A 25,007-nucleotide genomic window follows, 5' to 3' on the forward strand; every position below is an offset into this window, starting at 1 on the left:
ATGAATACGCTTTATGGTTGTTGGTTATTAGTATTACATTAATTGAGTAACATAACTGATGAACAACTATATAGAGGTTAATTCAATAGATAAAGACGGACTGGGCTTTAATCGTGCTACTTAAGCGGCAAGATTTGAATTTCTACGCGACGGTTGCAAGCACGACCTTGAGAGGTATTGTTGTCACATAGAGGGTAACGTTCACCGTTACCACGAGCAATAGCACGACCTGCTGCAACGTCTTGAGAGATCAAGAATGCGCGAACAGATTCAGCACGACGCTCAGAAAGGATTTGGTTCGTCGATTCGCTACCAGTGCTGTCAGTGTGACCTTCAATCACTAGGCTAGTGTCTGGGTATTCAACGAGGATGCGAGCAACGCCGCGAAGGGTGTTGTGAATGCTTGATTCCAAAGCGTAAGAGCCAGAATCAAAACCGATGCCGTTTTCTAGGCGAAGTAGAAGTTGGTTCTCACCGACGCGTTCAACTTGAACGCCTGAATTCATTAGCTCTTCACGAAGGGCTGCTTCTTGTCGGTCAAAGTAGTAACCAATACCACCACCAACAGCCGCACCACCTGCTGCGCCGATAAGTGCACGTTTACCACGGTCTTTAGAGTCACCAGTTGCAGCACCAGCAACGGCACCAGCGAGTGCACCAATTAGAGCGCCTTGAGTTGCAGAGTTAGTCTCAGATTCGCCAGTTGTCGCGTTTTGGCGTTGAGTTGCCTGACAACCCGTTAGAGCGACAGTAAGTGCTAGGGCTAGTGTGATTTTCTTCAACGTATTTTCTCCATCATGTACTTCTGTCAAACGAATGAATGTGAATGACAAACATAGTCCTGTAAATCTTATTGATGGTTTTTATCAATACGCTGAAGCAATGTAAAGTGGCTCTATGATTTAGTTATCTTTTTAGCTGCCTGGGTGCCGCCAACCGGTCGATTAACAGACAATTTACGACCTTTCTTCAAACCAACTTCATAATCAGCAGTAAGGTTTTTCATCGCTTCTTTGAGTTGTTGCTTGAACGTTTCGCGGTCTATATTTTTGAATTCTTTATCAATGTAGTTATTGATCTTGTTGTTTGATTCGTCGTCTGGAGTGATGGTTGGCAGCTTTTCAAGCGCACCTTCTACCCAACCTGAAACAAACGAGTTAACGCGACGTGTCACTTCTAAGGATCCTGTGCCTGAGCCAGCAAAGCTATTTCTGAATTGGCCAGTGTGCTCATTCAGTTCGCGATAAATAATATCGAACGCAAAGGCTGCGAAGATAGCGCGATCGGCTTCACCAATGAACTCAACACGCTTAAGGCCTTTGTGATTCAGTAACACGGCTTCTACGCCAAACTTGGTGTTGATACCGCGAATAACACGCAGCAGTGTAGAACTGATATTTGCAGGTAACAGGTGACTGGACTGAGTTTTCCCCATCTTGATAAATTCAATATCGTCTTTTTCGAGACCATATTTCAGCATCAAGTTATGCGCCATTTTTATCGCATTGGCAGCTTCATTGACGTTCGCAGAATTTCCAAGCTCAAGACACTTGGCAATTTTCTTTAGGGCTTTTTTCTTATCCATCGACAATTTAATCAGTACCGCAAATTTTTAAAAGTCCAACATTTTACATGTTTTCGCGGGTAACAGAAAGGCAAAACTGATTTGATGAATAAGTGAGGCGGTGAACATTGGACTGCATGATCCAACTTGGTTACACAAACAAAAACGCCATCAAGAGCATTGATGGCGTTAGTGACTTGATTTTTTAGAGTGACTAGAGCATTAGCACGCTAGATACCCAGTTCATCGAGTAGATCTGCTGCAGAATCGTTGCCTGAGCTTTGTGCTGGCTTGTTTGATTCTTGCATTTTTTTCTGAGTTGCTTCAAGAATGCTATCCGGGCATTCGTCTTCTGCGATTTCAAATTCTTCCAACTGGATGAACTCTGTCTTATCCATTGCAAGCTCAAGATAGAAGATGTTGTTATTTGCAGTAGAGAAGGTCACACGGCGAGCTTGTGGGCGATCTAGGTTGGTATCAACAGACAAGTTCACTTGCTTGTTCAGCGCAAGCATCTTCGGTTGGTTTTGTGTGATGTTAGTTTGTAGCTCTTTACGGATCTTATTGGTGAAGTCACCAACCAATTGGTTCATCAATTCACCTAATACATCACCTACTTCGTCTGAAGTATGAAGTACAGCGAGTTCGTTTTCAGGCATGCCCATATTGCGCATGTAATTGGTGTAGATCTCTAGCGCTGCTTTCGACGTAAAATTGATAACAACAAGACCAGAAAAACCGCCGTCAAACAGAACGAAGCAACCAAAGTCTGGCTTTAAGCTTGTCTTGTTGATCTTTTGAACCATGGCTGAATAGGACACCTGAGAAGCCGTCGCTGAAGTAAGTACGCTTGAGACTGATTGGCATAGTTTAAGAAGGATATCTTCAGTTGTGACTGTTTTGTTTTTTTTCATTGTGATGTGCTCGTGGAGATGTCTTAAACAAAATGTTATTCAGTATATTACTACTGAATTAAGACGAAAGTGACTATTTCTCCATTCTTGCACTGAGATTCTGATTTGATCACCTTTTTATATGATCTTAATAGTAGTAAAGTGACGAAATTCAAAGAAAATTATTAAAAATCTCAGATAACCCAATGCTGATAGGATCAGCGAAGTAGGGGCAGGAAGCAAATGTTACCAAGACTTCAACTCAATGCTGATGTCGATCCAGTTGTCGTACGCTTTTTAGATGAACTAAAAACAGCGGGCTTTACTGGCGACATTGAATCTCAATATTCTAGCCGTTTGGCTGTGGCGACTGATAACAGTGTCTATCAGCAATTGCCGCAGGCGGTCATCCTTCCTAAAACAACGCAAGACGTTGTGCTTATCGGTAAAGTGGTTTCTAAATCCGCTTACGAACGTGTGACTTTCTCCCCTCGCGGTGGTGGTACGGGAACCAACGGACAATCTTTAACAAAAGGTGTCGTGGTTGACCTATCAAGATACATGAATAAGGTTCTTGAGATTAACGAGAAAGAAGGCTGGGTAAGAGTTCAGTCTGGTGTCGTTAAAGATCAATTGAATGATGCAGTTCGCCCTTATGGTTACTTTTTCTCTCCAGACCTTTCTACCAGTAACCGAGCAACTTTAGGCGGCATGATCAATACCGATGCTTCGGGTCAAGGGTCATTGAAGTACGGTAAAACGTCAGACCATGTATTGTCGCTGCAAGCGGTGTTCGCAGATGGTTCATGTCTAGAATCTGATTTATCACATGGCTTACCCGTTGAGGGTGAATTCGCTCACCATGCACTTGCGGTGACTGAGGCGGTTTGTCGAGACAAGCGCGCTCAAATCTTAGATAAATTCCCTTCGCTGAACCGCTTCTTAACAGGCTATGACCTAAAGAACGCGATAAGTGAACAAGACGATAGCTTTGACCTGACTCGCGTTCTATGTGGCGCTGAAGGCTCGTTAGCATTCATTACAGAAGCAAAGTTAAACTTAACCAAGATTCCAAAAGCGCGCACACTGGTCAACGTCAAATACAACACGTTTGATTCTGCGCTGCGTAATGCGCCGTTCATGGTAGAAGCTAAAGCGCTGTCTGTTGAAACGGTGGATTCAAGAGTATTGAACTTAGCGAAGCAAGACATTGTTTGGCACACCGTGAGCGACCTGCTGACCGATGTACCGAACAAAGAGATGCTTGGCATCAACATGGTTGAGTTTGCAGGTCAAGATGAAGCGGAAGTTGAACAGCAAGTTCAAGCGCTGACTGCGCGCCTTGAAACCATGGTTGAAAGCGAAGAAGCGGGCGTGATTGGCTTCCAAGTGTGTAGCGACTTGGCGAGCATTGGCCGAATCTACAACATGCGTAAGAAAGCGGTGGGTTTATTAGGTGCGGCGAAAGGCCGAGCTAAGCCAGTCGCTTTTGCGGAAGATACTTGTGTCCCCCCTGAAAACTTGGCTGACTTCATCGCTGAGTTTAGAGTCCTGCTTGATTCAAAAAAGTTGAACTACGGCATGTTTGGTCACGTTGATGCTGGCGTTTTGCACGTTCGTCCAGCATTAGATTTGTGTGACCCGATGCAAGAAGCCTTGATGCATGAGGTCTCTGATGAAGTGGTTAAGTTGGTGGCGAAATATGGTGGCTTAATGTGGGGTGAACACGGTAAAGGCTTCCGTTCTGAGTATGGACCAGACTTCTTTGGTGAAGAGCTATTTACCGAATTAAGACGTGTTAAAGCGGCATTCGACCCGCACAACAAAATGAACCCTGGCAAGATCTGTACGCCCTTAGAAAGTGACGCTGAATTGGTGAAGGTCACTGATACTAAGCGTGGTTTCTACGATCGTCAGATCGACGTACAAGTTCGTGACAGCTTCAAGCAAGCGATGGAATGTAACGGTAACGGCTTGTGTTTCAATTACGATACGAGCTCGCCAATGTGTCCTTCAATGAAAGTTACGGCTGACCGACGTCATTCACCGAAAGGCCGCGCAGGCTTGGTTCGAGAATGGTTGCGCCAACTGACTGAACAGGGTGTAGATATTCTCGACCTTGAACAAGAAGCGTTGAAAGACAACACACCCGTTAAAACCATGGTTGAGCGTGTTCGCAACACGATGAACAAACGCCATGAGTACGATTTCTCGCATGAAGTCCATGAAGCGATGAACGGTTGTCTTGCATGTAAAGCATGTGCGAGCCAGTGTCCGATCAAAGTTGATGTGCCGAGTTTCCGTTCACGATTCTTAAATATCTATTACTCACGCTACCAACGTCCTGCGAAAGATTACTTGGTGGCTAATATCGAGACCATGCTGCCATTGATGGCGAAAGCGCCGAAAGTGGTGAACGCAGCATTGGGTCAAAAGTGGATCCAAACCGCAACGGCTAAAACGATTGGTTATGTTGATGCACCACTGATGTCGGTGCCGACGCTAAAAAATCGTCTGTCAAGTAAAGAGCTGCAACTCTTCGACTTACAGTATTTAGAAGGCTTGTCTTCTGAACAGAAGAAACAGCATGTGTTGATCGTTCAAGACCCGTTTACCAGCTTCTATGATGCAGAGGTGATTGAAGACTTCGTCACTCTGGCTCAAAAGCTTGGCAAAACACCAGTACTACTGCCGTTCAAACCGAATGGTAAAGCGCTGCACATCAAGGGTTTCTTAAATCGTTTTGCACGTGAGGCGAAATCGACTTCTGATTTCTTGTCGATGGTAGCTGACATCGGCATTCCTTTAGTGGGTGTTGATCCGGCGTTAGTACTTTGTTATCGCGATGAATATGTCGAGATCTTAGGTGACAAACGTGGCGACTTTGATGTGCTCACGGTGCATGAATGGTTAATGCCATCGTTGGGTGAATTCGAAGCGCGCTCATCAAGTGAAGAGATGTGGTACTTGTTCGCTCACTGTACTGAGAAGACCAAGATGCCAAACGCTGAAAAAGAGTGGGGCGCAATCTTTAAACACTTTGGTGCTGCGTTAACCAGTGTTCCTGTCGGCTGTTGTGGTATGGCGGGTACTTTTGGTCACGAAGTCGATAAGCTACAAATGTCGAAAGACATATACGGTCTAAGTTGGAAGCCAAGGATGCAAGACTTACCGAAAGAGCGTTGCTTAGTGACAGGATATTCATGCCGAAGCCAAGTGAAGCGTTTTGAGGGTGAGAAGCTTGCCCACCCATTACAGGCGCTAGCCAAAATTCTTTAATACATTTAGCCCAGCAATTGCTGGGCTTTTTTCTAAACTAACAATGGAATTGTTAATAAGGAAAGCTATGAGATTTCTTGAATTAAAAGTCCCCCCGGTTGCTCTTTTTATATTGGTCTTAGTCGCCTCTTACTTCAGCGCTCAACAGTTGAATACAGGGGCAGTAGGATTGCCGTTTAAGTTCATCATTCTTGGTGTCGGAATAGTTTTGAGCGGCGTTATTGGATTGGCTGGTGTTTGGGAATTTCGAAAACAGAAAACTACCGTTAATCCTATTAAGGTCGAGACAGCTTCTACCGTCGTCGATAGCGGGATTTTTGGCTACACGCGAAACCCAATGTATCTAGGACTATTCATCCTACTGTTCAGCTTTGGTTACTTCTTCCAGAATATCTTCAGTGTACTACTCAGCTTTGGCTTCGTAATCTACATGAATTACTTCCAAATCAAACCAGAAGAGCGAGCACTAGAGCAATTGTTCGGTGCGGAATATGTTGATTACAAACAAAAGGTTAGACGTTGGGTGTGATTTTTTCTGTGGGGTAATGAGTTAACCAACCACTAATATCCGTTACGTTTTCAAGGTAAGCCATATTTTGGTGTGCTTACCTTTTATATTTATTTTTTATCAAATAACCTGCCCGTCATTATTAAAACAAATGAAAGGTTAGGTAATGAAAGTTATCCAGACAAAATGGTTGCCACTAAGTATTTATGCGGTTGGCCTCTCTTCAATGCCGGTGTTGGCAGATATCTCTCCTCAAATTATCAACGGTAACGAAGCGACAAAAGGTAGTTGGCCATTCATGGTCGCGCTTGTTTCAAAAAATATGGACGCCTACGAAGGGCAGTTCTGCGGCGCAAGTTTCATTGGTGAGCGATATGTACTTACAGCAGCACACTGTATCGAAGCAAGCAGTAACCAAGATTTTGAGGTTGTCATTGGTGTCTCTGATCTTTCTTCGCCCGACGTAGAGCAGCACCGCTATTCTGTTGAGCAAATTTATACCCATGAAAATTATACTCAAGAGCCTGCGAGCAATGACATTGCCATTATTGAGCTTAGTGACAGGCCCACGAAGTCTGCGGTCAACCTTGTCGATGGTCATGTCCGTGATAATTTGAATGCAGGTCAGATGCTAACGGTCATAGGGTGGGGTGACCAGAATTCATCAGAAGAGCAATACTCATCGACGAGTAAGTTGAATCAAGTGAATGTTCCCTTGGTTAGTCAGCGTGAATGTAACCTTGGTCAAGGAGATGGATATTCAGATATTGGCTCTGATGCTTTTTGTGCTGGTTACAAAGAAGGTGGTCGTGACTCATGTAATGGAGATAGCGGTGGCCCAATCATGTTATACACCAATGGTAACTACGAACAGCTAGGTCTTGTGAGTTGGGGGGAAGGTTGTGCACAGCCAAATGCATTCGGCGTATACACCAACATAAGCCACTTTGCTGACTGGATTGATAAGAAGACGGCAGGTTTTAGTTACCAAACTAAAGTGATGTTAGGCGCTCAACCTTTGGGCCTACTTGAACACAAGTTTGAATTTACGAACAAATCAGATCAAGAGATTAATGTAACCAACGTATCTTTAGCTGTCGGTACAAACGATCCCATAACTTACAATGGCAGTGCAATCATAAAGAGCAATAGTTGTATGACGCTATCGCCGAATGAGAGTTGTGAAGTGGCTGTAAGCTACAACATAGACTCAGTGGGTAACCATGGTTTTGGTGTCAAGCTTTCGACCGACTCACTAGTCGATGTGGTGACGTCAAAGGCATATGCTATTGGCGCGAATGAGGTTTCTGACACGGTGAACGTGCTCGTCACTCTACCTAAAAATGGTGTATACAGCACCGAAGCTTGGGATGTTGAAGGGAATACGATAGCTTCACCGGATATCGGCAATGGTCAATCCACCGCATTCATTGTTGAAGGTATCCCAACTGGTACTGTGTCTTTGGATCTAACCGTATTTTCTGAAGAAGAACATGACTATATGGAGATCTATATTAACGGCTTTGAAGTCGGCGCGTTTGCGGGGCAACTATCTGGGACTGTTGAATTGCCAATGGCGAGAGCTAAAGACAATAGTTTTATGATTGCGTACAGCAAAGATGAGGTGGGGGCTGCAGGGCATGACAGAGTGACCATTAAGAACTTTGCTTATACCGATGAGATTAAAGAGTTAAGCTTAACGGAAGACCCAATCATCAAAAAGACAGGTGGTTCACTAGGTTGGTATTGGCTGGTGATGCTTTTAGGCGGCGCGATGAGACGTAAGTCATTTTCGTTATTTAAGAGGGAAGGTAGTCAGTAAAGACCTGTGACTGTCATTTAAACCATGGTCTATTGTTAAGAATGAAAAAGCCCAGCTTGAGGATATCAAGCTGGGCTTTATTGATCTTACTCTAGAGCTTATTTACATCGAGATGTGTAAATAAGGATGCTGATTAAGCGGCGGCTGCGAACTGAGCTAGAAACATCTCTTTACGCTCGTTGAAGCGGTTTACTAGGTCGTCTACAGAAGCTTGGTCGTATGGCTTAAGACCACTTGCTACCATGCGCTTCACGCCTTTACCGACTACTTCGCCGTCTTCTTTGAAGTCGAAGTTCAGAGTCACGATGCCACGCTTGCCTTCAACATCAAAAGTTGCGCCAGAGAATTCAACTTCTGGGTGAGACAGGTCTAGGCGAGTAAATTCAACTTCCATGCTCTCGTAAATCACAAGAGGACGTTGGCAGTTGATCATCATCTGTTGTTCTTCCATAAGAGGAACCATGATGTGTGGGAAGTTCATGCCAGAGAACTTAACGTAGTTTGTTACTACGTGCTCGATGAACGCTTGGTCGTGGCTCTTTTCACCTTCACAAGACATGTGTAGGTACTCTTTGCCTTTCTCGTCAACCAGTGAGCTTTCTTTCTCACATTTGTTGTCAACGCTTAGCGCAATACCGTTACCAACCATACCTGAAAAATCAAAACGCATTTTTTGGCTGATGCCTTCTTTCTGCAGAAGGACTGCAAACAAAAGGTCGCCAGGCACGCAGAAGCGCTTGTTGTCTTCATCGTGAATTGGGTTGAAGTCAGCGGCTACTTTTTTAGCAAAGTGGCTAGCCTGTTCACGAGTGAATTGAAATTGATTGTCTTCAGTAGAAAAGTAAGGTGTCAGAAACATAGTATCGCTATTAGTCATCAAATCTGGGGTGGATTATAGCTAACTAACTTCGCTCTAATGGTCTATCCAGTTAACTTTTCTTATATATCAACCGATTAGATAAATACGTTGGATGGTATGTGGGGGTTTTAAGGAGGATATGGTGATTAGCTCAATGCAACAAGGGCTAATCAATAGCCCTTGTTTATATAACACTCTAATGAGCGTTGTTCAGATTGTTTCTGCCTTAAAAGCTACACAGAGTCCCCTCAGGCATTAGGTGGTTATGCACTGATAACTTGAGTAATAGGTTAGCTTGTTCAATATCCGGAGCAAAATATCGGTCTTTATCGTAGAAGCTGACTTTTTCACGCAGAATCTGTTTCGCTTCTTCGACACGAGGGGACGATAGATTTGGTGCTCGGAAATCGAGTCCTTGTGCTGCTGCTAAGTATTCTACTGCCAATATTCCACGGGTGTTTTCAGCCATGTACCTAAGCCTACGAGCGGCAAAGGTGGCCATTGATACGTGGTCTTCTTGGTTTGCAGAAGTAGGTAGGCTGTCTATTGACGCAGGGTGCGCTAAGGTTTTGTTCTCACTCGCCAATGCTGCAGAGGTAACCTGAGCAATCATAAAACCTGAGTTCACGCCGCCGTTATCGACCAAGAAAGGTGGTAGCTTGCTTAGTGCACTATCAATCAGCAATGCCATTCTTCGTTCTGACAGGCTACCTATCTCGGCAATGGCCAACGCAAGGTTATCGGCTGCCATTGCGACGGGTTCTGCGTGGAAGTTACCCCCTGAAATAATATCGCCATCATCAGCGAAAACCAGCGGGTTGTCCGATACCGAGTTCGCTTCAACATTTAAAATTTCAGCTGAGTTACGAATCTGCTGTAAGCAGGCACCCATCACTTGAGGCTGACAACGCAGTGAGTAAGGATCTTGAACCTTTTCACAACAAGTGTGTGATTCACCAATCTCACTCTTTTGATCGAGCATATGGCGGTAAGCAAGCGCTGCATCCATTTGGCCACGATGACCACGAACGCGGTGAATACGAGGGTCAAATGGGCGGCGACTACCGAGTGCTGCTTCAACAGACATCGCGCCACACACTGTTGCAGATGCAAACAAGTCTTCCGCTGCGAACAGACCTTCTAATGCGAATGCAGTCGATGCTTGTGTGCCATTTAACAGCGCTAAGCCTTCTTTCGGCGCTAACGTGATTGGCTCAAGGCCTGCGATCTGCATTGCTTCTAAACCTGTGATGATCTTGCCGTTGTGACGTGCTTGACCTTCACCTAGCAGAACGGTACTCATGTGGGCAAGGGGAGCAAGATCTCCAGATGCACCTACTGAGCCTTTCTGTGGTACACATGGGTAAACCTGTGCGTTTACAAGATCAATAAGGGCATTAATCACTTTGAGGCGGATACCCGAGTAACCGCGAGACAAGCTGTTAATCTTCAATACCATCATCAAACGCACGGTTTCATCAGACATAAATTTGCCAATGCCCGCTGCGTGAGAAAGTACGATACTTTTCTGTAGAACTTCGAGATCTTCAGGGGCGATTTTGGTATTTGCTAGTAAGCCAAAACCTGTGTTGATGCCGTATACAGTGCGATCTTCAGCAATCACTTGTTCGACAACGTGCATGCTCGCTTCAATATCAGGGATAGCTGCAGGATCCAGTGACAGGTTCACAGGGCTACGGCTGATTTTACGAAGTTCAGATAGGCCTAGAAGTCCTGGCTTAAGTAATAAATTCAACATGTTATCTCCAGGTATTAAAGGCGACGAAGTTCTTCGTTTAGCATAGGTAAATCAAGCTTCTGTTCTTTAGCACACTGCTTGGCAATATCGTAACCCGCATCTGCATGACGCATCACGCCGGTTGCTGGATCATTGTGAAGTACGCGAGCAATACGTTGCGAAGCATCTTCACTGCCGTCACAACAAATCACCATACCCGAGTGTTGTGAGAAGCCCATACCAACGCCGCCACCGTGGTGCAAAGAAACCCAAGTTGCGCCACCAGCTGTGTTCAGAAGGGCATTCAATAGAGGCCAATCAGACACTGCATCTGAGCCATCCATCATGCCTTCAGTTTCGCGGTTCGGGCTCGCTACTGAACCTGAATCTAGGTGGTCACGACCGATAACAACTGGTGCTTTTAGTTCGCCATTTTTAACCATTTCATTGAATGCTTGGCCTAAACGTTCACGATCTTTCAATCCAACCCAACAAATACGCGCTGGTAGGCCTTGGAACTGAATGCGTTCACGCGCCATATCTAGCCAGTTATGTAGATGCGGGTTGTCTGGAATCAGTTCTTTTACTTTTTGGTCTGTTTTGTAGATGTCTTCCGGGTCACCAGATAGGGCAGCCCAACGGAAAGGACCAATACCTTCGCAGAATAAAGGTCGAATATAAGCAGGAACGAAGCCTGGGAAATCAAATGCGTTTTCCACGCCTTCTTCTAGTGCCATTTGGCGAATGTTGTTGCCGTAATCTACGGTTGCTGCGCCGCGGTATTGTAGGTCGAGCATCGCTTGAACTTGAATCGCCATCGATTGTTTCGCGGCTTTCACCACTTTTGCTTCATCAATGGTGCGCTCTTGCGCTGCTTTCTCCATTGTCCAACCTTGCGGTAAGTAACCGTTCAGAGGATCGTGGGCAGATGTTTGGTCAGTTACTACGTCAGGCGTGATGTTACGTTCAACTAACTCTGGGAATACGTCTGCGGCGTTACCTAATAGACCAACAGAGATAGGTGTGTCTGACTCTTTAATCATTGCCATTGCTTCATCTAAACTGGTGGCTTTTTTGTCTACATAGCCAGTACGTAAGCGGTAGTCGATTCGTGATTCATCACATTCAACCGCGATCATTGAGAAGCCAGCCATAGTTGCAGCAAGAGGCTGAGCGCCGCCCATGCCGCCAAGGCCACCTGTGAGTACCCATTTGCCATTCGCTTCACCTTGGAAGTGTTTCTTCGCAATCGCGACAAAGGTTTCGTAAGTACCTTGAACGATGCCTTGTGAGCCAATGTAAATCCAGCTACCTGCGGTCATTTGGCCGTACATCATCAAGCCTTCTTTATCGAGCTCGTTGAAGTGTTCCCAGTTTGCCCAGTGTGGAACAAGGTTCGAGTTAGCGATCAGTACGCGAGGTGCGTTTTTATGAGTCGGGAACACGCCTACAGGTTTACCTGATTGAACAAGTAACGTTTGATCGTCTTCTAAACGTTCTAATACTTCAACAATCTTGTCATAACATTTCCAATCACGCGCAGCGCGACCAATACCGCCATACACAACCAGTGCATGTGGGTGTTCTGCCACATCTGGGTCTAGGTTGTTCATCAGCATACGCAGCGGTGCTTCTGTTAACCAAGATTTAGCGCGCAAAGTGGTGCCATGAGGTGCGCGAATTTCGCGAGTCGTGTCGAGACGAGGGTCACTGTTGTGGTGTTCCGTCATTTTGGAATTCCTTCTGTTTCACGTTATATCGTTGTAGTTGTAGTTGTAGTTGTAGTTGTAGTTATCGGTATAGCTGGATTAGTCGCCTGCCATTGTACTGGCAATATCCCAACACAAACGAGCCGCCAATCGAGCCGTTTGGCCATCGACGTCGTAGTCTGGGTTATATTCCGCAATGTCCGCGATAATGAGTTTTTCACTGTGTTTGAAAATCTGTTCTAGAAAAGGAGCGAGTGCTTCATAGTTCACGCCTCTTGCTGCTGGTGCACTTACACCCGGTGCAGTCGCCGCAGGGAAGACATCGAGATCAATGGTGAGATAGAGGTAATCACAGTCAGCGATGAATTTTTGCAACTTAACCAGTTGAGCGGCTTGGTTTACTTGGGTCATGTTGCGGTCGTGTTCATACCAAACGCCCAGTTGGTCGGCTTTGTTAAACAGCGCTTTGGTATTGCTAGCTGCACTCACACCAAGACAAGCGTAATGAAACGGCCATTGATACGTTTGGCAGTAGTCACTTATTTGGTTAAACGGTGTGCCTGAGCTTGGTTTGACGTCAGCGATGTCGCTTTCAAATTCACGAAGATCAAAGTGAGCATCAAAGTTAACGATGCCTATCTTAGGTTTGCGCTCTGGTTGAATTTTATCAAGGTGTTCAGCTTTTTTATGTAGATGCTCAGCGAGGCCTTGGAACGATGCCCAAGCCACTTCGTGACCGCCGCCAAGGGTAATCACTTTGTTAGTGGATAGAACATTGGCAATCACAGAAGCACACTGTTTTTGGCTAACTTCGAGCTGACCATCATTACACTCGATATCACCGAGATCCGCGATGTGTGCGTCACTGTGCCAAGCCATATTAGCCAACGCTTGACGAATCAGGTTGGGTGCTTGTTTCGCGCCCACGCGCCCTTTATTTCTTGCGACACCGGCATCGCTGGCAAAGCCCACCAAGGCGATAGCGCTGTCAGTCAGATCGTCACTTAAATCACTACTTTGCACTTGCTTGGTAATGTGATGAACGCGAGTGCCGAGTGCGCCATCTTCAAGATCATTACGCCCAGTCCACACAAAGTTATGTATGGTTTTTACGCTCTCTTGAATGCCGTTGGACTTAGATTGAGTCATGACACACCTCGCCATTAACAATGCGTTTGTGCAGATGAGGTACACCTACTTGATAGCTTAGATCGGCAGGGTGGTCGATATTCCAGATAGCTAAATCAGCGGCATAACCCACTTCGACTTTGCCTTTGGTTTGTGAGTCGCTAATGGCAGCCGCAGCATTACACGTCACGCCACGCAGTGCTTCTTCAGGCGTTGTGCCAAACAGGGTGCAGCTCATGTTCATCATTAACGTTAGGTCAGCAAAAGGAGAAGTACCGGGGTTTAAGTCGGTCGCTATCGCCATTGGAATGTTGTGTTCGCGAAGTAGGGCAATAGGTGGCTGTTGAGTCTCTTTTAGGAAATAGAAAGCACCGGGTAATAAGGTTGCAACTGTGCCTGATTCCGCCAGCGCTTTTACTCCGGTTTCATCAAGGTATTCAACATGATCAACAGAGAGAGCACCGTATTTAGCTGCAAGCGCACTACCACCCATATTAGAAAGCTGTTCTGTGTGGCCTTTAATTGCGAGCCCATGTTCTTTGGCCGCTGCAAATACGCGTTCGGTTTGTTCTAGGTTGAAGCCGATAGATTCGCAAAACACGTCAACTGCATCAGCTAAACCTTGCTCTGCAGCTTTAGGGATAATCTCTTGGCAAACCAGATCAATGTAACGATCGGGCTGCTCTTTATACTCTGGTGGTACAGCATGGGCAGCGAGGAGAGTAGTGGTGATCTTAATACGACGATGATTTTCTAACGCTTTAGCCGCGCGTAACATCTTGAGTTCATCATCAAGCGTTAAACCATAGCCAGATTTTACTTCGATGCTGGTTACGCCACTTCTTAGCAGGCCATCGAGTCTCGGCAAAGCCATTTCAACCAGTTCGGATTCTTGTGCTGCGCGTGTTGCCGTGACTGTTGCTAGAATCCCACCGCCTTGTTTGGCGATGTCCGTGTAAGAGACACCATTCAAACGCTGTTCAAATTCGTTGGCGCGATTACCTGCAAATACGAGATGAGTGTGGCAATCAATTAACCCTGGTGTTACTAGCTTGTTCTTGCAGTCATAGGTGACGTAATCCAAAGAACCATCAATGCTCGGTTGCTCTAACTCAGAAGCAAGGGCCTCGTGGTTTGAACAAGAGATGGACACGATCTTACCGTTTTCGATAACGATATCTTGAGGGGAAGAGGGCTGATAACCATCGGCTCCCGAACTCATGGAGACCACTCGTGCGTTTTTGAGGATCAAATTCATAATCACCTAGATCTTTGCTAAACATTAAATGTATATACAAATAAATAGGCTAAACGCTGAACCGAATCAAGTTGATGTTGCAAAAATGTGATCGGCGATCAGGATGATGTTCTTTAATCTAGAAGTATCTTGGAGCTTAATTTGTACTTAGAGCCAGGATGGTAGAGTAATGCAAAGCTGATGAGACGTTCTTTACTCCATGTTCTTCTATTCAAAAGAAGGCAAGGCTCTGATTCAGAAAGCTTTAGTGACGTTCTAATTTGAGAGTCCGGAATAATAGCTTCAACCGTGTGTTCGATCGCACTCAACGGGCAGCTTTTTGAAAGGTATTCGTTGGGTGTAGAGGTTGAAAAATCTTGCTCTAGGTATTTTGGAGCGGCTTGAGAGTTCACCCAGCGCGCTTCCAGTTGTATCGGCGTGTTGTCGGCAAAGTGTATGATTTCACTATAGAACACCTCTGCGTTAATCATCACACCTAACCGTGTAGCCGTGCTTTCATCAGCCTTGATGCTATCGTGCTTGATAACTTCGCTAGTATACGTTTGGCCTCGGTCTTTGATTTCTTGCGCGATGTTGTTGATATCAAGCAGTGGAGATTGCGCTTTTTCGTCTGGTTCACAAACAAAAGTACCTAGTCTTGGTTTCCTGATTAGCTTGCCTTCAGACACAAGATCTCGAATGGCTTTGTTGACCGTCATTCTACTCACATTGAACTGCTCTGTGAGTTCGAGTTCGGTGGTGATTTGATAACCCACCGGCCAGTGACCATTGGTGATTTTGTCGTCTATGAACTGTTTTATCTGAAGGTAGAGCGGCGCTTTCGACATAATGAAACCTTATTTGACTATACAAATAGAGTAACGGATTTTTTCATGATTTCAACATTTCCTCGGGCAATGTGACCTTATTCAACATAGATGGGGCAAATTGCTTGATTCTGTGAGGCAAGTGTCGCAAATTGTCACGCAATAACTATTCGTAAATCAAATAATTAGAAAGGGAAATAATATGTTTAAGAAATTGAAGGCCTCGTTGGGCATTGGTGCAGCAAAGGTTGATACTGTCTTAGATAATATTGACGTTTTCCAAGGTGGAGAGTTGTCTGGCAATGTGCACATTGTTGGTGGCGACGTTGAGCAACAAATCGACCTGATTAACTTGGTTCTCAACACAGAAGTGAAAGTGGAAACAGAAGACAGCACCAGCTACGAAACCTTTTCACTTGGCCGTATTCAAGCCGTAGAGCCGTTCGTGATTCAACCCGGCGAAACTAAGTTGGTGCCATTCCGTCTTAAGCTAAATGATGAAACGCCAGTGACTGCGTTGAACGCAAAAATGAACCAGTGCCATGTTTGGGTAGAAACCAACCTAGATATTGGCTTCGCGATTGACCCTAAAGACCGTGACTTTATCTCCGTACACCCACTGCCAACAGTCGCTAAAATCATCCAAGGTGTGGAAGCATCGGGCATGGCAATGGTGAAGGCAGACGTAGAGAAGGGCTTCTTAAAAGGCAATAGCTTTGCTTCTCGCTCAGGCTGTTACCAAGAGATTGAGTTTCGCAGCGGCGGCTTTATGAATAACAAAGAGATTGAACTGTCATTCATAGTAGATGGTTCTATGGTTCACTGCTTAGCCGAAATTGACCGCTCACTGAGCTTCCGCGGTGACCAATACATTTCATTTAGCTTACCTGCTAATGCTGCTGATTCAGATATTCGCAATGCAGTTTCAAGAATCATGAGTGCGTAGTTGCCTCTCTGTTAGTAGTCTTTCTCTATTAATAGGTTCAATATGATTTCTAAAGCCGAACTTAAACGTTCGGCTTTTTTGTATTGTAGATAAAGCCAATGAATTAATGATTGAGCTATGGGTAAGGCGTTAGAAGGATCTATATAGAAGAGACATTTCAGTCATATAGTTTTTGTGGTGCTACGGGACTAACATTGTCATTTCATATTATTTCGTTACAATGTTCGGCTACTCACAAATGTGGCATCTGTATTTGCTTCTATGTGGGTATATTTATTATGCATATATCCCCAATCAACGTACTAGTTGATTGAAAGACATATATTAAACATTTTCATGTGTTGCTTGGTGTGCAACACCACTGTAAAGGACAAATAATGCCAATTATTACTCTTCCTGACGGTAGTCAGCGTCAATTTGACAACCCTGTATCAACTCTAGATGTTGCCCTATCAATCGGTCCTGGTCTTGCGAAAGCAACCATTGCTGGTCGTGTAGATGGCGAGCGTGTTGATGCTTGTGATCTTATCGAAAACGATGCAAGCCTAGAAATCATCACAGCTAAAGATGAAGTTGATGGCCTTGAGATCGTTCGTCACTCTTGTGCTCACCTTTTAGGCCACGCGGTTAAGCAGCTTTTTCCAGAAGCGAAAATGGCGATCGGTCCTACTATCGATAACGGCTTCTACTACGATATCGACCTTGAGCACTCTCTAACGCAAGAAGATCTAGAAAAGATTGAAAAGCGCATGAAAGAGCTAGCGAAGACCAAGTACCAGGTTGTTAAGAAGAAAGTTAGCTGGCAGGAAGCGCGCGACGCATTCGAAGCTCGCGGCGAAACTTACAAGATTGAAATCTTGGACGAGAACGTTTCTAAAGACGATCGTCCAGGCCTGTACCATCACGAAGAATACATCGATATGTGTCGTGGTCCACACGTGCCTAATATGAGCTTCTGTCAGCACTTCACTCTACTTAACGTAGCAGGTGCATACTGGCGTGGTAACAGTGACAACAAGATGCTTCAACGTATCTACGGCACTGCATTCCACGACAAGAAGGCGCTTAAAGCTCACCTTGTGCGCCTAGAAGAAGCGGCTAAACGTGACCACCGTAAAATCGGTAAAGCGCTTGACCTATTCCACATGCAGCAAGAAGCACCAGGCATGGTGTTCTGGCACCATAACGGTTGGACTATCTTCCGTGAGCTAGAAGTATTTATTCGTCAGAAGCTGACTGAGTACGATTACCAAGAAGTTAAAGGCCCATTAATGATGGACCGTGTTCTTTGGGAACGCTCTGGTCACTGGGATAAGTACGCTGAAGCAATGTTCACAACTTCTTCTGAGAACCGTGAATACGCTATCAAGCCAATGAACTGTCCTGGTCACGTTCAAATCTTCAACCAAGGTTTGAAATCTTACCGTGATCTACCGCTACGTATGGCTGAGTTCGGCTCATGTCACCGTAACGAGCCGTCTGGCGCACTTCACGGTATTATGCGTGTTCGTGGCTTCACTCAAGATGATGCTCACGTATTCTGTACTGAAGACCAAGTTCAACAAGAAGTTAAAGCTTGTATTGAAATGGTTTACGATACTTACACAACTTTCGGCTTCGAAAGCATCGTTGTTAAGCTATCTACTCGTCCAGAACAGCGTGTAGGTTCAGACGAAATGTGGGACCGTGCAGAGGCTGACCTTAAGCAAGCGCTAGAGGCAATGGACATTGCATACGAGATTCAAGAAGGCGAGGGTGCGTTCTACGGACCTAAGATTGAATTTACTTTGCATGATTGTTTGGACCGCGCTTGGCAATGTGGTACAGTGCAGCTCGATTTTGCATTACCAGAACGTTTAGGTGCGACTTACGTAGGTGAAGATAACGAGCGTCACACGCCAGTTATGATCCACCGCGCGATTTTAGGTTCACTAGAACGCTTCATCGGTATTCTTATTGAAGAATACGCTGGCTTCTTCCCAACGTGGTTGGCGCCAGAACAAGCAGTTGTAATGGGCATTACAGACAAACAGTCTGAATATGTACAAGAAATTACGAAAAAACTGCAAAAAAGTGGATTTAGAGTCAAAGCAGACTTGAGAAATGAGAAGATTGGCTTTAAAATCCGCGAACATACTTTGAAACGTGTACCGTTCATGCTTGTGTGTGGTGACCAAGAAATGGAAGCCGGCGAAATTGCAGTACGTACACGTAAAGGTAAGGACCTTGGCAAATTTAAAGTGGATGACTTTATTTCATACATCCAAGCCGAGGTTTCAAGCCGTAAGCTCAATCTGGAGGAATAGCTATTAAAGGCGGAAGACGTGGCCAACAACCGGCCAAACAAAACCAGCACCGTTTAAACGGTGACATTCGTGGCGTTCGTGAAGTGCGTCTAACTGGCGCAGACGGCGAAGCTGTTGGTGTAGTATCAATCGCTGAAGCGATGGAAGCTGCAAATGAAGCTGGTATGGATCTTGTAGAGATCAGCCCTAACGCCGAGCCGCCAGTTTGTCGTGTGATGGACTACGGTAAGTTCCTCTTCGAGAAGAGCAAAGCTGCGAAAGAGCAGAAGAAGAAGCAAAAGCAGGTTCAGATCAAGGAAATTAAATTCCGACCTGGAACTGATATTGGAGACTATCAGGTAAAACTACGCAACCTGACTGGTTTCCTAGAAGACGGCAACAAAGTGAAGGTAACAATTCGCTTCCGTGGCCGCGAAATGGCTCACCAAGAAATCGGTGTTGACGTTCTTAATCGTTTGAAAGCGGATACTGAAGAATTTGCAGTAGTCGAATCTTTCCCAACGAGAATTGAAGGTCGCCAGATGATCATGGTGTTGGCCCCTAAAAAGAAGTAATTAACGGCTTTGCAAGTAATTAAACCCTGCAGCCTCAGGTTGCGGGGTTTTATTCGCCCTAATTACTATGTTATTAACAACTCAACAATGCGGAGTTATTCATCATGCCTAAGATGAAAACCAACAAAGGTGCTGCTAAGCGTTTCCAGAAAACTGCTGGTGGTATTAAGTTTAAGCACGCTGGTAAACGTCACATCCTGACTAAGCGTACTACTAAGAACAAGCGTCAGCTACGTCCGAACTCGATCCTTCCTAAATGTGAAGTTGCTCAAGTTCTACGTATGATGCCATACGCTTAATTCTTTTTAGTTTATAAATTCGTTTAGTTTAGGAGAAGCATAATGCCTCGCGTAAAACGTGGTGTACAAGCTCGTGCACGTCATAAGAAAGTTCTAAAACAAGCTAAAGGTTACTACGGAGCACGTTCACGTGTTTACCGCGTAGCTTTCCAAGCAGTTACCAAAGCTGGTCAATACGCTTACCGTGACCGTCGCAACAAGAAACGTCAATTCCGTCAACTTTGGATTGCACGTATCAACGCGGCATCTCGTCAAAATGGTCTATCTTACAGCCGTTTCATCAATGGCCTTAAGAAAGCATCTATCGAGATCGACCGTAAGATTCTTGCTGACATCGCAGTATTCGACAAAGCAGCATTTGCTGTTCTAGTTGAAAAAGCGAAAGCATCTCTATAATTTAGAGTTAGCTTAAAGGTTTAAGAAAAGGAGAACTTCGGTTCTCCTTTTTTATTGCCTGCTATTTGGCTCTGCCATATTCTCTCGCATCTAATTTTTATTCGCTTGATCTGGCATTCTGGTATATAAACATCTACCTAACCTTTAAATGTTAAGCGACCGATATAAATGACCGCACCAACTACTATGACGTTCTTTGGACGTTTTGAAGCTGACATCCTTTCTGGCAAAAAGACCATTACCATTCGTGATGAATCTGAACGCGATTACCAACCCGGTAGCGTTGTTGAAGTATCAACGTTAGAAGAAGGTCGCGTGTTCTGTAATCTTAAGATCATCAGCGTAGAACCAATCCTGTTCGATGAACTGGGTGAGTTTCATGCACAACAAGAGAACATGACGCTGCAAGTTCTGAAAGATGTGATTCAAGATATCTACCCAGGTATTTCTCAGCTTTACGTTGTCTCTTACGAGCTGGTTTAATCGCTAACAACGCACGTTTAGTAAAGTTCTTGGATAGATAGGAGGGATTATGACTGAGCTCTCGAGCGACACTAAGCAGCAAATCTTGCTTCAACTTTATTGTCGTGAGCAAACTGACCAGCCGTTAATTCCTCGTACCGATCTCGACATCGATCTTTACGACAGCGAAGCGTTTTTAGTTTGGCGTGCAACCAAGCGCGACTTTGTTATCAGTGATATTGAAAACCGTGTTTGGGTAAAAAGCTGCCCGGGTGGTTACATTACTGAAGTGCATTTTAAAGCGGATGGCACTCTAACGGAGTACCGTTTGTTTGACCGCTTTAAAACGGTAGGGCAATGGCAGTTAAAAGACGGCTTATTGCACGTTGAGATTACTAAGGGCGATAACCGATATCAATTTGCGGTTGTTGCTAGGGCAGATCTTAATATCCATTCAGCGGTGGAACATAAGAACGGCGACCTGCATTCGTATCTGAAGCTAGTGCAAGCTGAGTGTTAACTCCTTTCATCGAGCTTACTAAAGTGAGCAATATTCCCAGAAACAACAAAGCCAACAGTGATGTTGGCTTTGTTGTTTCTGGCGAAGCTAACTAAGCGTTAGCATTCTTTAAGTTCTGTTTATCGGCGGCGTTTACGCTTCAAAGTTTGTTAGGCGAGAGTGCAGTTCACTTCCAACATCTTGTTTCGCGCAAACCGTTAGCAAGTCATCAATAAAGTACTTTAATGCGCGAGCTTCGATACGACGAATGCCTTGTTGCTGTTCTTCAGTTAGGTAGCCATAGATAGTTGCAGCGCCAAAGTCACCAAAGATCATTTGGCCTTGCTCATTGACTAGGGTGTTGTGCGTATACAAATCACCGTGGCACACCTTGTTGTCGTGTAGGTGATTAAATACATCAATCATTTGAGTAACGATGTTGTCGATTTGCGCGATTGGAAGTTCGAAATCTTCTGGGAAAGTATCACGGGTGCAAGTCTCGAGTGTCGGTGGCAAGCCTAGGTTGTAATAGTTGCTTGGGATAAGCTCCATTACCAACGCAAGGTAATCTTGCTCGTCCACTTGAGCGATAGACTTCACTAGGTTGCTATGGTGACCAGCTTGAAGACACGCTTCCAGTTCATCATGTGGGTAGCCGTCGCTTGTTACTTCGCCTTTGAATACTTTAACTGCCACTTCCTGAGGGAAATCAAAATCACTGTTTGACCAATTAGCATGAGATATCACGCCTGATGCGCCTTGGCCAAGCACTTGGTTCAGCGAATAGCTTTGAGAGCTCACCGCAGGCACGCTATCTAAGCTGCTCGGGTGTTTGCAAAACGGATTACCCGCAAACGCTAACCACGCCAGTTTCGGAAGCTTAATAAGGAACTCTGGGAATTCCGTCAGTTGGTTTGCAGACAATCGAACCAGTCCGAGGTTGGATAGCTTTTCCATACTCTCAGGTAAAGTACGAAGTTGGTTGCCTGCGAGTGCCAGTTTTTGCAGTCGTGCTCTTTCACCCAGTGAGTTAGGCAGAACCTCGATTGCATTATCTGTCAGGATCAACCAGCGTAATTGAGGTGGCAGAGACTCTTCACTCACGGTTTTGATTTGGTTGGTCTTGAAACCGATCATTTCAAGTTTAGGAAGTGACCCAAGAACATCAGGAAGGTGCGTAAATAGGTTATTTGACGCAAAGATAATACGCAGGTTAGTAAGCTGTACTAACTCTTGTGGAAGCTCTGATAGCTGATTCCCCGAAAGATCGAGAATCTCTAGTGAATCGGCGAGATCTAAGAGCTCTAATGGAAACTCAGTGAGACCTTCTGATAGCTTTAAGCGCTTAATACCTTTAAGTTGCCCTGATTTTAATTGTTCTAGAGTATGCAAACCTTAGCCTTATGAATAGATGTTCGAGGCGCGTAGTTTACTTGTCTCAATCGAGAAAGGCGAGTATCCGCAACAATACTCGCCTAACTAATCTAACTGTTTAGGTGCCTGTCTGCTTTATCGAGCTGTAGCACTTTGGGAGTTACTGCGCTTGACCACCAATGGCACGCCAACACATATCAAAGCTATCATTGATGTACTTGGCTGATTGCTCTTGCGATAACTCGTCCTGTTCGATTAGCCAGTTTGCACAAATCAAAAAATGGCTGTGAATGAAGTGTCTAACAAGATTAATGTCTAACACCATTAACTCACCAGCCTCTTGTCCTTTCAGTACGATGTCATCGAGTGATGCGAACATCTGCGACACGATGACTTCACGAGTTTGAGTCGTTGGGTCAAAATGAACATTGGTGAAGAACTTCATGGCGACTGGGTTTTCTAATGCCCACTCAATCCCTGTCATCCACATGAATTTAAAGGCTTGATAGCGGTTTTGTTCAGCGACTTCTGCGTGCTGGTCAAGAGTAGAAAATAGCTCTACTTTCAGTTCACGAAACAGTTCATCAATCAGTAGAGATTTGTTTTCAAAGTGATGAAATAGCGTCGCTTTTGCTACACCTGCGGTCTTCGCTATCTGCCCAGTAGATGTGCCCTCTAACCCTTGTTGAGAGAAGAGTAGGAGCGCAGCATCTAGGATTTTTTGCCTTTTTGTAATCATCGATTCAGTACTTTGAACATCATTTTTTTGATTGGGTTGTTGTATGGAGGGTGCATCAACTTAGTGAAGTTGATCTTGCCTCGAGTCAACACGGTTTTCGCATGGCTAAACGTTTTGAAGCCTTCAATGCCGTGGTAGTGTCCCATGCCTGAAGGGCCAATACCACCAAACGGTGCGTCTTCTGCTGCTACATGTACTAGAGAGTCGTTAATACAAACACCGCCTGAGTGTGTGTCTGATAAGAATCGGTCTTGAGTCTGTTTATCGTGACTCATTAGGTACAGCGCAAGTGGACGTTCTCTAGTGGTGATGTAGCTTATCGCTTCTTCAATCGAATCATAAGGCACGACAGGAAGCACAGGGCCAAACAACTCTTCTTGCATTGCCACCATGTCATCATTCACTTCGGTGAGAAGGTGCGGTGTCATTCTATGGTTCACGTCGTCTTGTGCCTGCTCGGTGACGGTGTGTATCACAGCACCTTTTGATTTCGCATCGTCAACCACACTTTTTAATCGATTGTACTGGCGCATGTTAACCACTGAGGTTAAGTCTTTGCTCTCAATTCCCGCTTTATAGAGCTTCTTGAAGTAGCGCTTGTAAGCCGTGATAAATGCATCGACTTTCTCTCGTGGCAGCAAGATGTAATCCGGTGCGACACAGATTTGACCTGCGTTCAAGCTCTTGGCAAACAAGATACGTTCAACCGCGTCAGCGACATCGAAATCAGGAGCGATGATGGTTGGAGATTTTCCACCTAGCTCAAGTGTCACTGGCGTTAAGTTCGCGGCTGCAGCTCTCATAACGTGCTTTCCTACAGCCGTCGACCCAGTGAATAGAATATGGTCGAACGGCAGCTGGCTAAATGCTGCGGAAACATCCGCTTCGCCTTCGATAATCGCAACCTGATTTTCACTGAACCCTTCTGCCAACATCGCTTTTAACACACGGTTGGTTGCAGGGGTGAACTCAGACATCTTAAGCATTGCCGTGTTACCTGCCGCCAACGCTGTGATCAGAGGACCTAAAGAGAGCATCACCGGGAAGTTCCAAGGAACAATAATACCGACCACGCCCACAGGCTGATAATGAACAGTAATCTTAGCTGGTGTTAGCATCAAACCGGCTTTACGTCGTGAAGGCTTCAACCATTTCTTAAGGTTTTTATCACTGTAATTGATTTGGTGTAGGGAAGGGGTGATGTCAGCGATTAAGCTGTCGTGCTTTGCTCGATGGCCATAATCTTCTGATACTGCCTCAATCAACTTTTCTTGATAACGCATTAGTAATGACTTGAGCGTTGCGAGATCGGCTCTTCTCTGTCCTAGTGTCGGATTTACATTATTGCGGTAGTGATCTTTTTGTCGGTTGAACAGTTGATCCATGTCGTTGGTGTTCGACGTGTTTGGTTCAAGGTCTAGATTATGACTCATAGTATCCCCTAAATTTGAATGCTGACCGATTGGTTGGTCGGTTGAAATTACAAGAATATCCAGCCGAATACAAGATATGCGCAAGAAAAGTTCAATAATTGAGCGGTTAAAACATTGAAGTGAGCGATTTTTAGTTGGAAGAAGGAAGTATTAATCGGCATTGAATTAGGGGACACCCGCTATGGCAGTGATAGTGAAAGTTCAGATTGGGAAGTGCTTATATTTGTCACAACCCTGACTTAACCTCACTCAATTTACTAAGAATCTTATGGTTCCTACACTTTTTGTCTCCCTAATTTTATGTGAGAAATTGCTTTATATTTAATGCGCTTCAGCCTGTTTTTTACCCTAAAACCTTGTAATTCCTTAGCTGTCACTTTAAGTCGATCTGTCGATAAAAAAACGTAATCGTAACCACAAATATCAATGGTTGGA

Annotated in this window: 22 protein-coding genes; 10 read left to right on the forward strand and 12 right to left on the reverse strand. The window is 44.9% G+C overall.

Features of this window, described 5'->3' with window-relative positions:
- Positions 1–116: 116 nt before the first annotated feature.
- The 3 genes from FTW16_RS02270 to FTW16_RS02280 all read right to left on the reverse strand — a co-directional run bounded on the left by FTW16_RS02270 (position 117) and on the right by FTW16_RS02280 (position 2,478).
- Complete coding sequence (locus FTW16_RS02270) at positions 117–782, reverse strand: OmpA family protein (RefSeq protein WP_019821864.1); 666 nt, start codon at positions 780–782, stop codon at positions 117–119.
- Positions 783–895: 113 nt separating this feature from the next.
- The gene (locus FTW16_RS02275; protein ID WP_123961915.1) at positions 896–1,585 is read right to left on the reverse strand and encodes a DUF2786 domain-containing protein; all 690 of its coding nucleotides are present in this window, start codon (positions 1,583–1,585) and stop codon (positions 896–898) included.
- A 209-nt stretch (positions 1,586–1,794) separates the two neighbouring features.
- Positions 1,795–2,478, reverse strand: coding sequence for a DUF3334 family protein (locus FTW16_RS02280; RefSeq protein WP_019821868.1), 684 nt, complete (start codon positions 2,476–2,478; stop codon positions 1,795–1,797).
- A gap of 222 nt (positions 2,479–2,700) precedes the next feature.
- Between FTW16_RS02280 and FTW16_RS02285 the strand changes: the two genes are divergently transcribed.
- From FTW16_RS02285 to FTW16_RS02295, 3 genes are all read left to right on the forward strand, one after another.
- Complete coding sequence (locus tag FTW16_RS02285; protein WP_146489897.1) at positions 2,701–5,736, forward strand: FAD-binding and (Fe-S)-binding domain-containing protein; 3,036 nt, start codon at positions 2,701–2,703, stop codon at positions 5,734–5,736.
- 67 nt (positions 5,737–5,803) lie between these two features.
- Positions 5,804–6,265: a methyltransferase family protein gene (locus FTW16_RS02290; RefSeq protein WP_146489898.1), complete on the forward strand. Its 462-nt coding sequence runs from the start codon at positions 5,804–5,806 to the stop codon at positions 6,263–6,265.
- Between the two features lie 145 nt (positions 6,266–6,410).
- Positions 6,411–8,066 (forward strand): trypsin-like serine protease, encoded by a 1,656-nt coding sequence (locus tag FTW16_RS02295; protein WP_146489899.1) that lies wholly within the window; start codon positions 6,411–6,413, stop codon positions 8,064–8,066.
- A gap of 133 nt (positions 8,067–8,199) precedes the next feature.
- On the opposite strand, the gene FTW16_RS02300 is transcribed toward FTW16_RS02295, so the two are convergent.
- The 6 genes from FTW16_RS02300 to hutC all read right to left on the reverse strand — a co-directional run bounded on the left by FTW16_RS02300 (position 8,200) and on the right by hutC (position 15,585).
- The gene (locus FTW16_RS02300; RefSeq protein WP_010438254.1) at positions 8,200–8,925 is read right to left on the reverse strand and encodes a DUF3581 domain-containing protein; all 726 of its coding nucleotides are present in this window, start codon (positions 8,923–8,925) and stop codon (positions 8,200–8,202) included.
- Between the two features lie 226 nt (positions 8,926–9,151).
- Positions 9,152–10,684 (reverse strand): histidine ammonia-lyase, encoded by a 1,533-nt coding sequence (hutH, locus tag FTW16_RS02305; RefSeq protein WP_048663594.1) that lies wholly within the window; start codon positions 10,682–10,684, stop codon positions 9,152–9,154.
- A gap of 14 nt (positions 10,685–10,698) precedes the next feature.
- The gene (gene hutU, locus FTW16_RS02310) at positions 10,699–12,393 is read right to left on the reverse strand and encodes a urocanate hydratase (protein WP_048615115.1); all 1,695 of its coding nucleotides are present in this window, start codon (positions 12,391–12,393) and stop codon (positions 10,699–10,701) included.
- 78 nt (positions 12,394–12,471) lie between these two features.
- Complete coding sequence (gene hutG, locus FTW16_RS02315; protein WP_146489900.1) at positions 12,472–13,521, reverse strand: formimidoylglutamase; 1,050 nt, start codon at positions 13,519–13,521, stop codon at positions 12,472–12,474.
- Positions 13,508–14,758, reverse strand: a complete 1,251-nt coding sequence (gene hutI / locus FTW16_RS02320) for an imidazolonepropionase (RefSeq protein ID WP_146489901.1) — start codon at positions 14,756–14,758, stop codon at positions 13,508–13,510. Before hutI ends, hutG begins: the two co-directional genes overlap by 14 nt.
- A 113-nt stretch (positions 14,759–14,871) precedes the next feature.
- Positions 14,872–15,585, reverse strand: a complete 714-nt coding sequence (hutC, locus tag FTW16_RS02325) for a histidine utilization repressor (RefSeq protein ID WP_102393422.1) — start codon at positions 15,583–15,585, stop codon at positions 14,872–14,874.
- A gap of 181 nt (positions 15,586–15,766) precedes the next feature.
- Here hutC and FTW16_RS02330 point away from each other — a divergent pair, with 181 nt between their 5' ends.
- From FTW16_RS02330 to FTW16_RS02360, 7 genes are all read left to right on the forward strand, one after another.
- Complete coding sequence (locus FTW16_RS02330) at positions 15,767–16,510, forward strand: sporulation protein (RefSeq protein WP_146489902.1); 744 nt, start codon at positions 15,767–15,769, stop codon at positions 16,508–16,510.
- Positions 16,511–16,887: 377 nt separating this feature from the next.
- Positions 16,888–18,816, forward strand: a complete 1,929-nt coding sequence (gene thrS / locus FTW16_RS02335) for a threonine--tRNA ligase (protein WP_016768282.1) — start codon at positions 16,888–16,890, stop codon at positions 18,814–18,816.
- 2 nt (positions 18,817–18,818) lie between these two features.
- Positions 18,819–19,370, forward strand: a complete 552-nt coding sequence (infC, locus tag FTW16_RS02340; RefSeq protein ID WP_076654893.1) for a translation initiation factor IF-3 — start codon at positions 18,819–18,821, stop codon at positions 19,368–19,370.
- A gap of 104 nt (positions 19,371–19,474) precedes the next feature.
- Positions 19,475–19,669 carry a 50S ribosomal protein L35 gene (gene rpmI / locus FTW16_RS02345; RefSeq protein WP_004738430.1) on the forward strand — a complete coding sequence of 65 codons (195 nt, stop codon included), beginning with the start codon at positions 19,475–19,477 and terminating at the stop codon, positions 19,667–19,669.
- A 42-nt stretch (positions 19,670–19,711) separates the two neighbouring features.
- Complete coding sequence (rplT, locus tag FTW16_RS02350) at positions 19,712–20,065, forward strand: 50S ribosomal protein L20 (RefSeq protein ID WP_004733517.1); 354 nt, start codon at positions 19,712–19,714, stop codon at positions 20,063–20,065.
- 168 nt (positions 20,066–20,233) lie between these two features.
- Positions 20,234–20,548, forward strand: a complete 315-nt coding sequence (gene yqfB / locus FTW16_RS02355) for a N(4)-acetylcytidine aminohydrolase (RefSeq protein ID WP_017055195.1) — start codon at positions 20,234–20,236, stop codon at positions 20,546–20,548.
- Between the two features lie 49 nt (positions 20,549–20,597).
- The gene (locus tag FTW16_RS02360; protein WP_146489903.1) at positions 20,598–21,047 is read left to right on the forward strand and encodes a hypothetical protein; all 450 of its coding nucleotides are present in this window, start codon (positions 20,598–20,600) and stop codon (positions 21,045–21,047) included.
- Positions 21,048–21,179: 132 nt separating this feature from the next.
- Here FTW16_RS02360 and FTW16_RS02365 read toward each other — a convergent pair whose 3' ends face one another.
- The 3 genes from FTW16_RS02365 to FTW16_RS02375 all read right to left on the reverse strand — a co-directional run bounded on the left by FTW16_RS02365 (position 21,180) and on the right by FTW16_RS02375 (position 24,572).
- Entirely contained in the window at positions 21,180–22,418 is a 1,239-nt protein-coding gene (locus tag FTW16_RS02365; protein ID WP_146489904.1) for a leucine-rich repeat-containing protein kinase family protein, read from the reverse strand.
- Between the two features lie 142 nt (positions 22,419–22,560).
- Positions 22,561–23,139: a TetR/AcrR family transcriptional regulator gene (locus FTW16_RS02370; protein WP_146489905.1), complete on the reverse strand. Its 579-nt coding sequence runs from the start codon at positions 23,137–23,139 to the stop codon at positions 22,561–22,563.
- Positions 23,136–24,572 (reverse strand): coniferyl aldehyde dehydrogenase, encoded by a 1,437-nt coding sequence (locus FTW16_RS02375; RefSeq protein WP_146489906.1) that lies wholly within the window; start codon positions 24,570–24,572, stop codon positions 23,136–23,138. Before FTW16_RS02375 ends, FTW16_RS02370 begins: the two co-directional genes overlap by 4 nt.
- Positions 24,573–25,007: the final 435 nt, after the last annotated feature.

This window comes from Vibrio sp. T20 (genome assembly GCF_007858795.1).
GTDB lineage: Bacteria > Pseudomonadota > Gammaproteobacteria > Enterobacterales > Vibrionaceae > Vibrio > Vibrio satsumensis.